This is a genomic window from Caballeronia insecticola (genome assembly GCF_000402035.1).
GTDB lineage: Bacteria > Pseudomonadota > Gammaproteobacteria > Burkholderiales > Burkholderiaceae > Caballeronia > Caballeronia insecticola.
Window position 1 is genome coordinate 379,993 of record NC_021288.1, and the last position, 13,578, is coordinate 393,570.

The following is a 13,578-nucleotide window of genomic DNA, read 5'->3' on the forward strand; positions in this document are numbered from 1 at the left end:
GGTGCGCTTGCTTCAAAGGCAAAAAATTTTTGTGTCTTGCACGGACGATTCGCGCAGACGTAAAAAAGGCCGCTCGTAAGCGGCCTGATGTATCGAAGGCAGTGCGCGATTAGCGTCGCGGTGTCGTGCCGCGCTTTTCGGTCGCGCGTAGGAAGTCGAAATCGACGCCTTTGTCGGCTTGCGTCACGGTGTCGTAAAACAGCTTGCGATAACCGCGGTCCGCGCTCGGTATGGTCACAGGCGATTGCTTCGCGCGCGCGGCGAGTTCTTCGTCGCTGATCAACACGCTGATCTCGCGCCGCGACACGCTCAGGCGAATGCGGTCGCCCGAACGAACATGCGCGAGCGGCCCGCCGACCGCCGATTCCGGCGTCACGTGCAGCACGATCGTGCCGAACGCCGTGCCGCTCATGCGGCCATCGGAGATGCGCACGATGTCTTTCACGCCCTGCACCGCGAGCTTGCGCGGGATCGGAATGTAACCCGCCTCGGGCATGCCCGGCGCGCCCTTCGGACCGATGTTCTTCAACACGAGCACATCGTCGGCGGTGACGTCGAGGTCGTCGGCATCGATGCGCGCGGCCAGATCCGCCGCGTTCTCGAACACGACCGCGCGGCCTTCGTGCTCCATCAGCTTCGCATTCGCCGCCGACTGCTTGATGATCGCGCCGCCCGGCGCGAGATTGCCTTCCAGCACCGCGATGCCGCCTTGCGGGAAGATCGGCCGATCGAACGGACGCACGACGTCCTGCGCGAACGCGGGCCCGGCCGCTTCGATTTCTTCGCCGAGCGTGCGCCCCGTGACCGTGAGCGCATCGAGATTCAGGAGCGGCTTCAGTTCGCGCAGCAAGGTCGCCATGCCGCCGGCCTTATGAAAATCTTCCATGTAATGCGCGCCCGATGGCTTGAGATCGACGAGCACCGGCGTCTCGCGTCCCATGCGATCGAGCGCCTTGAGATCGACGTCATAGCCCATGCGTCCGGCGATAGCCGTCAGATGCACGATGCCGTTGGTCGAGCCGCCAATCGCGAGCAGCACGCGCATTGCGTTCTCGAAGGCTTCCGCGGTGAGGATCTTGTCGATGGTGAGTTGATCGCGCGCCATCTGCACGGCTTGCGTGCCCGTCATTTCCGCGACGCGCATGCGGTCCGAAGTCACCGCGGGCGGCGACGCGCCGCCGGGCACCGTCATGCCGAGCGCTTCGGCGATGCAGGCCATGGTGCTCGCGGTGCCCATCACCGAGCAGGTGCCGACGCTCGCCACAAGCTGATTGTTCACGGCCGCGATTTCGGTTTCGTCGATTTCCTCGGCGCGAAAGCGGCCCCAGTAGCGCCGGCAATCCGTGCACGCGCCGACGCGTTCGCCGCGATGCGCGCCCGTGAGCATGGAGCCGGTGATGAGCTGGATCGAAGGAATGTTCGCCGATGCCGCGCCCATCAGTTGCGCGGGCACGGTCTTGTCGCAGCCGCCGATCAGCACGACGGCGTCCATCGGCTGCGCGCGGATCATCTCTTCCGTGTCGATCGACATCAGATTGCGCAGATACATGCTCGTCGGTTGCGAGAACGATTCGGCGATCGAGATGGTCGGGAAGTCCATCGGCAGGCCGCCCGCGAGCATGACGCCGCGCTTGACGGCTTCGATGAGTTGCGGCGCGTTGCCGTGACACGGGTTATACGCGCTGCCCGTATTCACGATGCCGATGACCGGGCGATCGAGCGCGCTGTCGGTGTAGCCCGCGCCCTTGATGAACGCCTTGCGCAGAAAGAGTGAGAAGCCGCTGTCGCCGTAGTTGGTCAGCGATTTGCGCAGGCCGCCGGGGGGCGAGGCTTGCGCGTCGGCGGGCTTCTTCTTGAATGTATCGCTCATGTCGCTCGCGTCTCCTGTGGGAATATCGGCATTATCGCGACTGCTCCGCGCCGCCGCGACGCGCTCGCGCTTGTTTCAAAGCATAGAAGTTTTTGCGTCCGGATGCGACTATCGCCTGGGTTTGCCGTGTTTGTGTCCATGCTCGTGACGCTCGCGCTCGATCGAATCGGCGGCGCCGAGAAACGCCTGCACGAGCCGGATGCGCGCGCACGAACGTCCCCATAGCAAGCCGACGAGCCGTTTCGGCGCGACGTTCGGCAATGCCCATTTACGCACGGAAATGCCCGGATATTCGGTCGGCGCCCAGTCCGGCACGAGCGACACGCCCAGCCCGCGATCGACCAGTGTGGCGATGGCCGCAAGCCCGTCGAGTTCGCAACGCTGCTGCGGCTTGATGCCGTGCTGACGCAAATACGCATCCGCAAGCTGACCGCCGACGACATTGCGGTCGTAACGAATGAAAGGTTCGGTCAGCAGGGTCGCATGCACGTCGTTGACGTGCATCGTGGCGGGCGTGAGCAGCACGAGCGGCTCGGTGCGGAACGTATGCCAGTCGCAACTCTTCGGCAGATTGAAAAGCGGCTGCGCGATCACGGCGGCATCGAGATCGCCCGTCGTCACCTTGCGGTACAGATCGAGCGAAGTGCCGGGTTCGAGATAGAAGTCCATCTGCGGATGACGATTCAACAGCACCGCGAGCGCATCGGGAATGAGGCTGGCCATCATGGTCGCCATGCCGCCGAGCCGCAACTGACCGCCGAGTTGATCCGTATCTTCGATGTCCGAGCGCAGATCGCGAATATCGTGCAGCACCGTGCGCGCCCGCGCCAGGATGCGCTCGCCCGCTTCCGTCGCGCCGACCGTGCGGCCCGAGCGGCGCACGAGCGTCGTGCCGAGTTCGGCTTCGAGCATCTTGACGCGCTGCGCGACCGCTGCGGGCGTCAGATCGAGCCTGCGCGCGGCCTCGGCGATCGATCCCAGCTCGACGACGAACACGAAGCTCTGCAGATAGCGCGAGTCCATCGATAAAATTTTTTGGGTTTGAAGAAGCCAGAGGATACTTCCACTTCGACCTGCATGTCATCAGACTTGAGCATGTCATCACAAGACTACACAGGGAGACAGGCATGCCCATTATCGAATCCATCGCCGTGTGCGCGGCCGCCGTGCCGCTCGATCGCGTCACGTCGTTTTCGACGCGCACGGTGTCCACGCGTCATTACGGCCTCGTCAAAGTGCGCTCGACGGATGGCGTCGAAGGCATCGGCTTCTGTTATGTCGGCAGCGGCGCGGGCGAATTGCTGACGGTCGCCGTCGAGCAATTGCTTGCGCCGGTACTCATCGGACGAGACTCGTATGCCGTCGAAGGACTGTGGCAGGCCATGTACGACGAAGCACTGCTGCAAGGACGCGCAGGCACGGTGATGCGCGCACTCTCGATTCTCGACATCGCGCTGTGGGACCTCAACGCGCGCACGCACGGCGTGGCGCTGCACAAGTACCTCGGCGCGCATCAGCTCGACACGGTGCCCGCCTATGCGAGCGGCGGCTATTACCTCGACGGCAAGACGCCAGGCAAGCTCGGCGAGGAAATGGCGAGCTATGTCGAGATGGGATTTCGCGCGGTGAAGATGAAGGGCGGGCGTCTCTCGCCGCGCGAAGAGGAGCAGCGCGTGAAGGCGGCGCGTGAAGCGGTGGGGCCGGACGTCGAACTGATGATCGACATGAACAATGGCTGGACCGATCTCACGCAGGCCTTGCAACATGTGCGCCGCTTCGAGCAATACGATCCGTACTTTATCGAGGAGCCGTTCTCGCCCGATGACGTCGACAATCACGCGCGGCTCGCCAAAGCCACGCGCATTCCGGTGGCGACGGGCGAGATCGGCTATGGCCGCTGGTATCACAAGGAACTGCTGGACAAGGGCGCGGCCGCGATCCTGCAAACGGACGCGGCGGTGTGCGGCGGCATTACCGAATGGCGCAAGATCGCGGCGACGGCAGCGAGTCACGGTGTGGTGATGTGTCCGCACTGGTTCCATGATCTGCATGCGCCGCTCGTTGCCGCGACGCCGAATGCGCGTTACGTCGAATTCTTCTGGGACGATCAGGTGCTGAATTTCAGGCGTCTCGTCGACCGGCAACTGACGCAGCGCGATGGGCGCATCACGTTGCATCAGGAGCCGGGCCTCGGCTTTTCATTCGATGAACAGCAAGTCGCGAAGTACGGAAAGTGGAGCCGTGTCGGCGGCTGACCGAATCATTCGACATGCGGGCTTCGCGGCGTGTGTTGAGCGCCGCGCATGTCCCGCATTCGAAGACGTGCTTCGTGACTATCAGCCAGGATCGCTCTGCATGCGCATGGCCGGATGCGCATCGGCATCGTCGAAGTATGGCGACTGAGCGATGTCAGCCGCTGCGGTCGCCTCCGCGCACACGACAATCTCGTCGGACAGCGATTCGACGTTCGAGCCTCTTCCTCGATTGCGTCGCCAGCCTGCGGGCGGCATGCCGAACTGACGTTTGAACGCGCGATTGAACGCAGCCTCCGATTCGTAGCCCACGCCTTCCGCGACGGCCGCAATCGGGCGCGGTCCCGAAAGCAGATCTTGCGCGGCAACCTGAAGACGCCATCGCGCGAGATACTGCATCGGCGCATGGCCGAGCAGCTGCGTGAAGCGCTGCGCGAGTGCGGAACGCGAGAGACCGACACGCCGCGCGAGTTCATCGACGGTCCACGCGAACGCGGGCTGCGCATGCAGCAACGCGAGCGCCTTGCCGACGAAACGATCGCCGACGCCCGCGAGCCAGCCGCGTCGATCTGCCGGCAACGCTTCGATGCAGCGCCGCACCGCTTCCACGAACAGCAGCTCCGAGAGCCGCGCCAGCACGATTGCGCTGCCGGGACGCCACTCGGCCGCTTCCGCTGCCGCGAATTTCAACGACGATTCGAGCCACGCCGAGTGCGGATCGTCGCGCATATCGACCTTGAAGAGCCGCGGCAACGAAGACAGCACCGGATTCGCGTGCATGTCGTCGCAAGCGAGAAAGCCGCAGATGATGCGCGTGCGCACGCCTGTCTGATCTGAATCGCCGGCGCCATAACTCAGGCGCATGACTTCTCCTGGCGACGTATTCAGATATCTCGACACCATTTCTTCGGCCGGTACGGGGACGAGTTCGAGCGAACTGCCCATCAGATGCGCTTCGCCTTGCGGCACGACAAGCAACTCGCCTGCATCGACGCGCACCGCCGATGAAGGATCGTCGACGAGCGCCGCCCAGCAGCTTCCTTCCACGATCAGGTGATAGGACACGACACGCTCGGCGGTCGGCAGAAACGTCGCGCACAAGGCCGGCGACACCTGTCCGACGACGCACCACGGCGCCGTGAAGTCGCCGTTTAAATACACGGCGCCGCTAAGACGCAAGAGACGAAGAACATCGGAGAGCGCGTCCATGGCAAGTCCAGTTTCGGCGTCCTGCGCAAAACATCTGGACGCACGGTCATTCATATTCACCGTTCGCGCGCCGATACTTGCATCACGCGAAACCTCATTGAAGCAAGGGTAAGCGCAGTTGGAGCAATCGCCAACCGACTTTAGCGTCGCGCCGGTTTGATGAAGCTTGCAAGCTCGCGGGGCACTTAAAACAGAGATGCTTTTGCATCGTCGTCAATTCGTTTATCAGGAGCAAACATGTCCGCAGTCGCTACCGCATTCTCGCCCGCTGCCGATCTCGCCGCCGTCAAGGTCCGTCAGCAAGCCGCCTGGTCGACGGGCAACTACGCGGTCGTCGGCACGACGCTGCAGATCGTCGGGGAGAATCTCTGCGAGGCGCTCGATCTTCGCGCCGGCAGCCGCGTGCTGGATGTCGCGGCGGGTAACGGCAACGCGACGCTCGCCGCCGCGCGTCGCTGGTGCGATGTCACGTCGACAGACTACGTCGCCGCGCTGCTCGATGCGGGCCGTGCGCGCGCGGAAGCCGAAGGGCTTGCGGTGCACTTTCAGGAAGCGGATGCCGAATCCCTGCCGTTCGACGATGCCTCGTTCGACGTCGTGATGTCGACCTTCGGCGTGATGTTCACGCCGAATCAGGAACAGGCCGCGAGCGAACTCATGCGCGTCTGCAAACCGGGCGGAAAGATCGGCCTTGCGAACTGGACGCCGGACAGTTTCATCGGACAAGTGTTCAAGACCATCGGGCAGTACATCGCGCCGCCTGCCGGTGTGAAGTCGCCCGCGCTATGGGGTACGGAGACGCGCATCGCGGAACTGATGGGCGGCCACGCCGCGCGCATCGTTGCGACGCGCCGTGAGTTCTTTTTCCGTTATCGTTCGCCGGCCCATTTCATCGACGTATTCCGCACTTACTACGGTCCGATGAACAAGGCGTTCGCCGCGCTCGAAGGCGAGCGGCAGGCTGCGTTTCTCAACGATCTGACGGCGCTGATCGAGAGCCGCAATGTATCCGGCGATTCGACGCTCGTGCTGCCGAGCGAATATCTGGAAATAGTGGTGGAACGGAAATGACCGAACTGAAACATACGGCGGACGTGGCGATCGATGCGGCGTTGCGTCTGCAGAACCTGATCTGCTTGGCAAGGCTTCGCTACGGCTCGGTGTTGATGACATTGCCGCTGTGTTCGTCGATGTGCTTCTTCGCGTTCCGGTTCGCGTTGTCGGCGTTCGGAACGTCGATGTAGCGGGGCATTTGCGCTTGCCGCAGCGCGCAAAGGACCGGAGGACATCATGCTTGTCTACTTGTACCTGCTGATGATGAAAACGCTCGAGCGCGCCGAGCACAGTCATCGCGATGCTTATCTCGCGTCTGCCGTCGATATGGGCGAACTCGAACGTCGCATGCGATCGTTCGAGCGATGAATCGATCGTTCCGCGCGATCCATTCTGCAATCACGCACGAAGGCACGAAGGTACGAAGACGAAGCCTTCCATCAACCGGCGCGCGCTGCGGCTCATGACCGCTTTGGTGACGATCCATGCGCCGTCGTGTTGCCGCGCTTCGGCGCCCACTTGCAAGCTGCCCGACGGATGACCGAAGCGCACCGTGCCGTTTGCGTGCGGCACGAGCCGGTTTACGAGCGTATCGGGAATCGCTGCCGCGACGGCGATCGCTACGGCGCCGGTGCCCGTCATCGCGTGATGCAGCTTGCCCATCGAAAAAATGCGCGCGTTGAGATCGAGCGTGTCGGCGTCGATTGGCTTGCCGCTCGACGCAACGTAACTCTCTGGCTTCGCGACGAACGCGAGCTTCGGCGTGTGCGGGCGCAGTTGCGTGGCTTCGTCGGCGGTCTTCGCGAGACCCATGCGCACGGATGCATGAGCGCGGATCGCTTCGGCCTTCTCCAGCAGCGCGCGATTCGTGTTGATGTCGCGCTGCAATTCGCTGCCCTTCAGTCCAAGCGACGATGCATCGATAAAGATAGCGGGATTGCCCGCGTTGATCATCGTCATTTCGATCGCGCCGACGCCGGGTATATCGAGCACGTCGAGCGGGTTTCCGGTTGGGAACATCGCGCCGTTTGCTTCGTCGCCGTCGCCTGCGGGATCGAGAAATTCGATGCGAATCTCCGCTGCGGGAAACGTCACGCCGTCCAGTTCGAAATCGCCTTCCTCGACGACTTCGCCATCGCGCATCGGCACATGCGCGATGATCTTCGCCGCGATGTTGGCCTGCCAGATGCGCACGGTCGCGATGCCGTCGCGTGGCGCATCGACTAAGCCTTGCGCGATTGCGAACGGCCCGACCGCCGCGGTGAGGTTGCCGCAATTGCCGGACCAGTCGACGACCGGACGATCGATGGCGACTTGCCCGAAGCGATAATCGACATCGCAATCCGCACGCGACGAACGCCCGACGATGACCACCTTGCTCGTACTCGATGTCGCGCCGCCCATGCCGTCGATCTGCTGGCCGTATGGATCGGGGCTGCCGATCACACGCATGAGGATGCGCTCGCGTGTGAGCGGATCATGCGGGAGCCAGTCGTCGCGGAAGAACACGCCTTTGCTGGTGCCGCCGCGCATGTAGACGGCCTGAATCTTCGATTGACTCAAGATGACTCTCCTGTAGTGCGGCGGCTCATGATAGCGGACCACGAAACGCATCGTTCTTCGATGTCATCGTCATATGCGCTGAGGAAAGCGTTTAGCGAGCGCGGCTCTGAAACACGACGCGATTTTGGCGAAGCCTGCGCCGGTCGGATGCAGCTCGTTGGCCCAGTCATCCGGCGCGAGCGCGCCCTGCGTGTGGACCAGCACCATGTCGTGCGCGGGATCGCTGGCGAGCCGTTGCAGCATCGCATGGAAGCGGACGAGGATGTTCTTCACGATGAGGCTGCCGGGCGCCAGTTGCGGCCAGCCCCGATCGATAAGCGAAGGACGCAGCCACGGTCCGGCGAGATGGCAGGCCGAGACGCCGGTCGGAATCGCGAAATCGTAGGCGTGCACGAAGATCGGCGCATGAGGTGCGAACTCGTCGCGGATGCGGATCAGATCGAGATACGCACTCTCGACTACGCCAAAGATATGGTCGAGGCGATCGACGTCGACACCTTGCGCGGGATCATCGCCGACTGCGCTCGCATCGTTGAGCCAGAAGCGGAACTGGTCGCCGACCACGTCGTTGCCGCCGCCGGAAAAGAGCAGGGCGTCGATGGAACCGTTGGCCGGGTCCTGCAACTGCGCGATCAGGCGATTGCGTTTGGTCACGCCGAGGAGCGTGGTGGTCGCGTCGCTGTAGTGCGCGAGCTTGAGGATCATCGGCGCGGGTTGGCCGGTTTTGCGTAAAGCTTCGAGAACGTCGGTGGCGTGAAGCGGGTCCGGCAGCGGATAGTCGAACCAGGAATCGCCGTCGCCGATCAGGTTCAGCGGTGCGGGCTTGCCGGACCGTGCATGGAGCGCTTGCGCCTGTCGCACCGCGTGCTGATGCGCCGCGACGCGCGCATTCAAATCCTGCTGGATCTGCGTCTGCCAGCGTTCGTAGAGGTTGTTCGCCGGGTGCGTCATGGTGGCTCCGTTGCGCGCGCGTTCACGGAGTCATTGTACTTGTGGGTTTGCTTGCGGGCGGGGAAGGGAACGTCGCGATTGCGATGTGCTTGGGACCGGGCGCCGCAATTCAACTCATCCCCTTTGCACTCTTCCATGATTGGCCGCCGAGCCCGCGCTACGCAGGCATGGCGGTTGGTTCAGTCAGATGGTGACGACGTTGCGATGAGGCGAACGGCATATTCTCGCCGCCGGGAATGCCACGTGCGTTGAGGTAGGAAACGCCATCGAGACGACCATGCCCAAATCGACAGCACCCCGGCTTCTCCTGGCTGACGACAACCACGTAGTGCTCAACGCGAGCGCGGCCGCTCTCATGCTGCAAGGTTTCGACGTTCGAACGGCCATCGACGGTCTCGCTGCCTTAACCGCCATCCAGCACTGGCATCCCGATATTGCCCTGCTCGATATCGAAATGCCAAAAATGGATGGGCGCGCCGTCGCGCGGAACGTGCGAGCAATGATTTCCGAACCGCAACCGTTGCTGATCGCGTTGACGGCTTTAACGTCCATTGCCGATCGATTAGCGTCGATTCAAGCGGGCTTCAATTATCACTTTTCAAAGCCTGTTCAATTCGAGGCGCTCTTGCGAACGCTCGACTTTCATCTTGACCCATCGCTTAGGTAAGTGCTTTCCTCTTTGACTGGATTCCTAGGGGCCTTTTGCTCGAAGTGATCCGCGTGAACTTGGCGGAACCTACGTTCGTCGATCCGTCGATGACGCATCCATTCTTCGACAACGCGCAGTTCACGCCAAGAGTCGCTTCAGCTGCACGCCTTCTCAAGAGAGCGCTCAGTTATCAAAGCGAATATTGCTTTGGCTTAGTTACATCGGCTTGGCAGAAGGGATTCGAGAAGACGAGTGACCGCAACTCGCTGCGAGAAGCGAGCACCGCGAGAAACATTGATTCGCTTCGCGCTTTCGGTTTTGGCTCTGTGAGAATGCGAGCGCCGCCCAACGTAGGGCGGCGCCTTTCCTTTAGCTCATACCGATTTCGTCGGCGCTTTGATGATTGCCTCATCAGTGCTTTGCACGCCATGCGGGCTCGCGTCGACACGCTCTACTTCAACGTCCGTACCACGCAGAGTCTCGTTGATCGTTTCCGTGTGCTCCGTCGCTTCACGGCCCACCACGACCTCTTCGATCACGTGTGCCGTCTTGGCCACTACCGCGTGTTCAGCCGTCTCCCGAATTTCCACCGAACCTTCGGTCAAATCGGCTGCGGTGGCAACACGATCCACCGGCCGCCGCTCGATCGTCGCGTGTGCTTCTCGAAGATTCACGCTTTCGGAAACAGGCGTTTCCGTAGCGCGGGAATAGACCCGCACGCCGCCGGTTTCCACTTCACGCTTACCTACGTCAAGCGATTCGCGCGTTACCGCGAACGCTTTGCGGTCAGCGGCTACTTCATCCGGTGTGTAGGCCTTGGCCGTCGAGTCGAAGCCCGTATAACCATCGCTTGTCCATTGTGCGGCTCGCTCATCGACATCGACGGCGCCTGCCTCGTGCATCGTCGAGCGCACCATGCCGACGTGTGCTTCATCGATCACCGTGACGGTGAGTAATGCTCCGCCGCGCCGGACAGCCTCCTGATAATGGCCGACTTCTTCCGGCCGGTCATCGGCACCAAACATATTGCTAAAGAAGTGTTCGATCTTGCCGAATACGCCGACTTGGTCGGTCGATGCAGTCGATGCAGTCGACGTTCCAGCGTCGGCCAGCGCAGGGTCGCTGACCCCGTCTGCTTGCTCGGAGGCGTGCACTTCCATGTCGGTACGGTTGAGGCCGCCGTCGACTAGGCGAGAGACCGCCGTCTCGGCTTCCTGAAACGAGTCGAATACACCTACGATTACCTGGCTCATGTAAAACTCCGAATTAGTTTGGATAGCCTTCAGGCCAGCCGGGAAGAATAAATCTATACAGCGGGATTTGAAGCGGACTCGCCCACGCCTGAGGACGGTGTCGCGGGGTCCGCAATCCAGTCTCCAGCTGATCCGACTCGTCTTTCTACGACGACTTGCTGACGCTGCACCTCTGCAACGTGGACGTGGGTCTCGGCAGAGAAGACGGTCGTAATACGCAACTCTTCCTTGAGCATCAGCTTCAGGTCCGTGACAGGAACGTACTCGAAGACGGGCACGATCAAGGTATCGCCCTCGTAACGAGGGGCGAACTGGGCGTCGATGAATTTATTGATCGCAACGCGTTCGATCTGAACGGCGCTGCTGTGCAAGACAACGGGAAGTTCGCGCAGCTCGGTATGAGTGACGGTGCGAACGCGAACCGCACCAGTTTCCTCTTCACGAGTCGAGAGCGCGAGCCGTTCCTCGCTCGCGATCAGCGTGCCCGCCTCATCGCCAATACTTGGTCCAGCGGCCTTATCGCCGTTCATGTCTGTGCTCTCGTTCACGAGATGTGTCGTTCAGTGCGCGGGGCGATTGCTCTGTATGGTCCGTTTCGGCGACCGGACGGCGTCGCTATCGTATGCGCCGCCACCGACGTCCTCGACCGGCGGCTGATGACGGAAGCCCGCGCCGCCCGAGACAATGGCGATGATCGCGCCGACTACGAGCGCGGCAAACGAGAACCATGAGGCGCGTGCGACGCCGCGTGCTGCCATGTCAGCGACCTGACGCGTGTCGGCCTCGGCTTGCGGACTGGAGGCCATGGCCGTCGCCGATGCCACTGCGCCCTGGACTTGTTCTTTGAGCGAATTCATCATCGTGCCACTGGCGGCGGACGGACTTGCTGCGGCGGTTACCGTCGCTCCTGTCGACGCAACGCTGCCCGCCGCGTTGACAGCGCTTCCTACGAGCGATGTTGCGCCATACGCCATCACGATGATCATCACCGCCCAGGCGAGCAGGCCGTGAAGCCAGCCCAGCACGGGCGCGCAACGGCCGGCGAAATAGGAACCGACGAATACGGCTATCACTGTCATCGCGATCATGTAAGCGCCTGAGCCGAACGCAAAGCCGCGCGACGGATCGGGCTGAGTAAGCGGCGACAGGACAGATGCGCCAATTGCCGTTCCGAGCACCGTAAAAATCAGATAAGCGATGAGAGAGAGGATGACCCCAGCGATGACGGCACCCCAGGAGATGCGGGGAAGACCGTCTTGTGTAGTGAGAAAGCGCATTTTCTAGAATCCAAAAGGTAGGAACCCCAAACAAACGATGTTTTCGCAAGTGGGATTAGAAGTAATGGCGCAAGGGCTATTCCCAAGTGGCTCAGAGGACAGGGCGATGCCTAATCGGCGGGTTTTCGCACGTGGATGAGCGTAAATGAGCTCGATCCGCCCAAGGCATGGGGACCGCCAGGAACTAACTGCCCATGCCGCAACGGTCGGCGTTGTGCTGGAACCAGCTCGAGCCGAGGGATGTTTCAAAGACTTGGAGCGGCGCGCGGTCACGCGCAGGTCGGCTGCATTGCCGACCGGAATTCAACATGCAAAGACCCGCTGAAAAGCCGGTAAAGCTTGTCATCGATAGGGATCGGCACCCTCGGCCTTTGGCTGGTCCGGAACCTGCGCTTTAGTAGGCGCGCCACGATTTCGCGGCCCTCACCATCTATCAAGGAGCACCATGACCGATCCCCGCAATGTCACGCACGACAAGAAAGTGCAGCAGGAAAAGAAGCATCAAGGTGAAGATATCGCGCCTAATGCGGAACATGCGCCGCAACCGGGAAAAAAGCCGCACACCAAGCGCGAAGAAACGAAGGAAGAGCCCTCAGCCGAGGGTGAAGCAAATAGCTAAAGCCAGCAATCTGGTCATGTCTTTGACTTAAAGCGTGCGTTGCATGACCAGAATTGCGTTCGCGATGAGATCTAGTGAGCTTCAAGCCGCAGGACTTGACGAGAGCTAATTGGGTCAGCACTGTTCGCGCGGCTTGTCCCACCTTGGCATTAGATCGACGTCTTGACCGGTAGCATCGAATAAACGACGACGGGGGCTGCCGTCATCTCAGACGCGTCTCGCGAGGATGTGATGCATGACGAGTAATCCGGTTCACACGCCCGCCGTTGGCGTACGAAGCGGTTGACGCAGGTTTCAAACGGGCAGGGGCGCCTTAGTCGGATCAAAGTCGGCCCATGCCCCTTGCTGCCACTGACCGGAGGCTCGCTCGATATCCATCGCCCCAGCGGCTTGCAGCGCCGAAGTGGCGCTCGCTGCGCCTTCCTCGGATACATGAACTGCGAGCAATACGCCTGAATGTCGCGCATGTTCGGCCGTGTCCGTGGGGCTAACAGCGCCCTGTTTGGACTTGCGTGTATGCGACATCGCACCAGCCAATGAACCGATATACGCACCCAGTCCGATGCCGATAAACACCGTGACCCACGGAGCCTTGAAGCCGAGAAAGATGGCGACGCCCATTGCGCCACCCACCAGCGCTCCGGCTGCGATGCCTTTCCATGCCCCTTTGTGCGCGGACTTGGCCCCTTCGTCGCTCATTGCATCCCCACCGATCGGGGTCCGCGAATGCTGACCTTGCGGAGACACATAGACAACCGACAGATCTTCCTGTGTGACCCCCGTTTCCATAAGGCTTTGACGCGCGCGTTCTGCTTTCTCGAACGTATCGAACCGACCAGCAAGAATAAGAGACATAAACGAACCTTGGTGAAGTGATGCAGC

The 13,578-nt window shown here is 61.7% G+C and carries 15 protein-coding genes; 6 read left to right on the top strand and 9 right to left on the bottom strand.

Annotation, left to right across the window (positions count from 1 at the left end):
• Positions 1 to 109 precede the first annotated feature (109 nt).
• The gene (locus BRPE64_RS22575; protein ID WP_016347186.1) at positions 110 to 1,870 is read right to left on the bottom strand and encodes an IlvD/Edd family dehydratase; all 1,761 of its coding nucleotides are present in this window, start codon (positions 1,868 to 1,870) and stop codon (positions 110 to 112) included.
• A 108-nt stretch (positions 1,871 to 1,978) separates the two neighbouring features.
• Complete coding sequence (locus BRPE64_RS22580; RefSeq protein ID WP_016347187.1) at positions 1,979 to 2,893, bottom strand: LysR substrate-binding domain-containing protein; 915 nt, start codon at positions 2,891 to 2,893, stop codon at positions 1,979 to 1,981.
• Between the two features lie 104 nt (positions 2,894 to 2,997).
• Between BRPE64_RS22580 and BRPE64_RS22585 the strand changes: the two genes are divergently transcribed.
• Positions 2,998 to 4,125, top strand: a complete 1,128-nt coding sequence (locus tag BRPE64_RS22585) for a mandelate racemase/muconate lactonizing enzyme family protein (protein WP_016347188.1) — start codon at positions 2,998 to 3,000, stop codon at positions 4,123 to 4,125.
• Positions 4,126 to 4,206: 81 nt separating this feature from the next.
• Here BRPE64_RS22585 and BRPE64_RS22590 read toward each other — a convergent pair whose 3' ends face one another.
• Positions 4,207 to 5,331: an AraC family transcriptional regulator gene (locus BRPE64_RS22590; protein WP_016347189.1), complete on the bottom strand. Its 1,125-nt coding sequence runs from the start codon at positions 5,329 to 5,331 to the stop codon at positions 4,207 to 4,209.
• Between the two features lie 237 nt (positions 5,332 to 5,568).
• On the opposite strand from BRPE64_RS22590, the gene BRPE64_RS22595 reads away from it, so the two are divergent.
• Genes BRPE64_RS22595 through BRPE64_RS32425 form a run of 3 tightly spaced genes read left to right on the top strand, consistent with a single transcriptional unit; the run spans position 5,569 to position 6,753 of the window.
• Complete coding sequence (locus tag BRPE64_RS22595) at positions 5,569 to 6,402, top strand: class I SAM-dependent methyltransferase (protein WP_016347190.1); 834 nt, start codon at positions 5,569 to 5,571, stop codon at positions 6,400 to 6,402.
• Positions 6,399 to 6,575, top strand: a complete 177-nt coding sequence (locus tag BRPE64_RS33305) for a hypothetical protein (RefSeq protein WP_016347191.1) — start codon at positions 6,399 to 6,401, stop codon at positions 6,573 to 6,575. The genes BRPE64_RS22595 and BRPE64_RS33305 overlap by 4 nt, the downstream gene beginning before the upstream one ends.
• 46 nt (positions 6,576 to 6,621) lie before the next feature.
• A complete protein-coding gene (locus BRPE64_RS32425) occupies positions 6,622 to 6,753 on the top strand; it encodes a DUF3563 family protein (RefSeq protein WP_016347192.1) in 132 nt (43 codons plus the stop codon).
• Positions 6,754 to 6,783: 30 nt separating this feature from the next.
• Here the strand turns inward: BRPE64_RS32425 and prpF are convergent, their stop codons facing one another.
• Positions 6,784 to 7,998 carry a 2-methylaconitate cis-trans isomerase PrpF gene (gene prpF, locus BRPE64_RS22600; protein WP_016347193.1) on the bottom strand — a complete coding sequence of 405 codons (1,215 nt, stop codon included), beginning with the start codon at positions 7,996 to 7,998 and terminating at the stop codon, positions 6,784 to 6,786.
• Positions 7,999 to 8,016: 18 nt separating this feature from the next.
• Positions 8,017 to 8,898 carry a hypothetical protein gene (locus BRPE64_RS22605; RefSeq protein WP_016347194.1) on the bottom strand — a complete coding sequence of 294 codons (882 nt, stop codon included), beginning with the start codon at positions 8,896 to 8,898 and terminating at the stop codon, positions 8,017 to 8,019.
• Between the two features lie 277 nt (positions 8,899 to 9,175).
• Between BRPE64_RS22605 and BRPE64_RS22610 the strand changes: the two genes are divergently transcribed.
• Complete coding sequence (locus tag BRPE64_RS22610) at positions 9,176 to 9,565, top strand: response regulator (protein WP_051180519.1); 390 nt, start codon at positions 9,176 to 9,178, stop codon at positions 9,563 to 9,565.
• A 356-nt stretch (positions 9,566 to 9,921) separates the two neighbouring features.
• On the opposite strand, the gene BRPE64_RS22615 is transcribed toward BRPE64_RS22610, so the two are convergent.
• The 3 genes from BRPE64_RS22615 to BRPE64_RS22625 are packed head-to-tail and all read right to left on the bottom strand — an operon-like array spanning position 9,922 to position 12,077.
• Entirely contained in the window at positions 9,922 to 10,800 is an 879-nt protein-coding gene (locus tag BRPE64_RS22615) for a YsnF/AvaK domain-containing protein (protein WP_016347196.1), read from the bottom strand.
• A gap of 53 nt (positions 10,801 to 10,853) precedes the next feature.
• Complete coding sequence (locus BRPE64_RS22620; RefSeq protein ID WP_016347197.1) at positions 10,854 to 11,330, bottom strand: YsnF/AvaK domain-containing protein; 477 nt, start codon at positions 11,328 to 11,330, stop codon at positions 10,854 to 10,856.
• A gap of 30 nt (positions 11,331 to 11,360) precedes the next feature.
• Positions 11,361 to 12,077 (bottom strand): YrzE family protein, encoded by a 717-nt coding sequence (locus tag BRPE64_RS22625; RefSeq protein ID WP_044042873.1) that lies wholly within the window; start codon positions 12,075 to 12,077, stop codon positions 11,361 to 11,363.
• Positions 12,078 to 12,522: 445 nt separating this feature from the next.
• Here BRPE64_RS22625 and BRPE64_RS33495 point away from each other — a divergent pair, with 445 nt between their 5' ends.
• Complete coding sequence (locus BRPE64_RS33495; protein WP_016347199.1) at positions 12,523 to 12,696, top strand: hypothetical protein; 174 nt, start codon at positions 12,523 to 12,525, stop codon at positions 12,694 to 12,696.
• A 294-nt stretch (positions 12,697 to 12,990) separates the two neighbouring features.
• Here BRPE64_RS33495 and BRPE64_RS22630 read toward each other — a convergent pair whose 3' ends face one another.
• A complete protein-coding gene (locus BRPE64_RS22630; protein WP_044042874.1) occupies positions 12,991 to 13,551 on the bottom strand; it encodes a membrane protein in 561 nt (186 codons plus the stop codon).
• Positions 13,552 to 13,578: the final 27 nt, after the last annotated feature.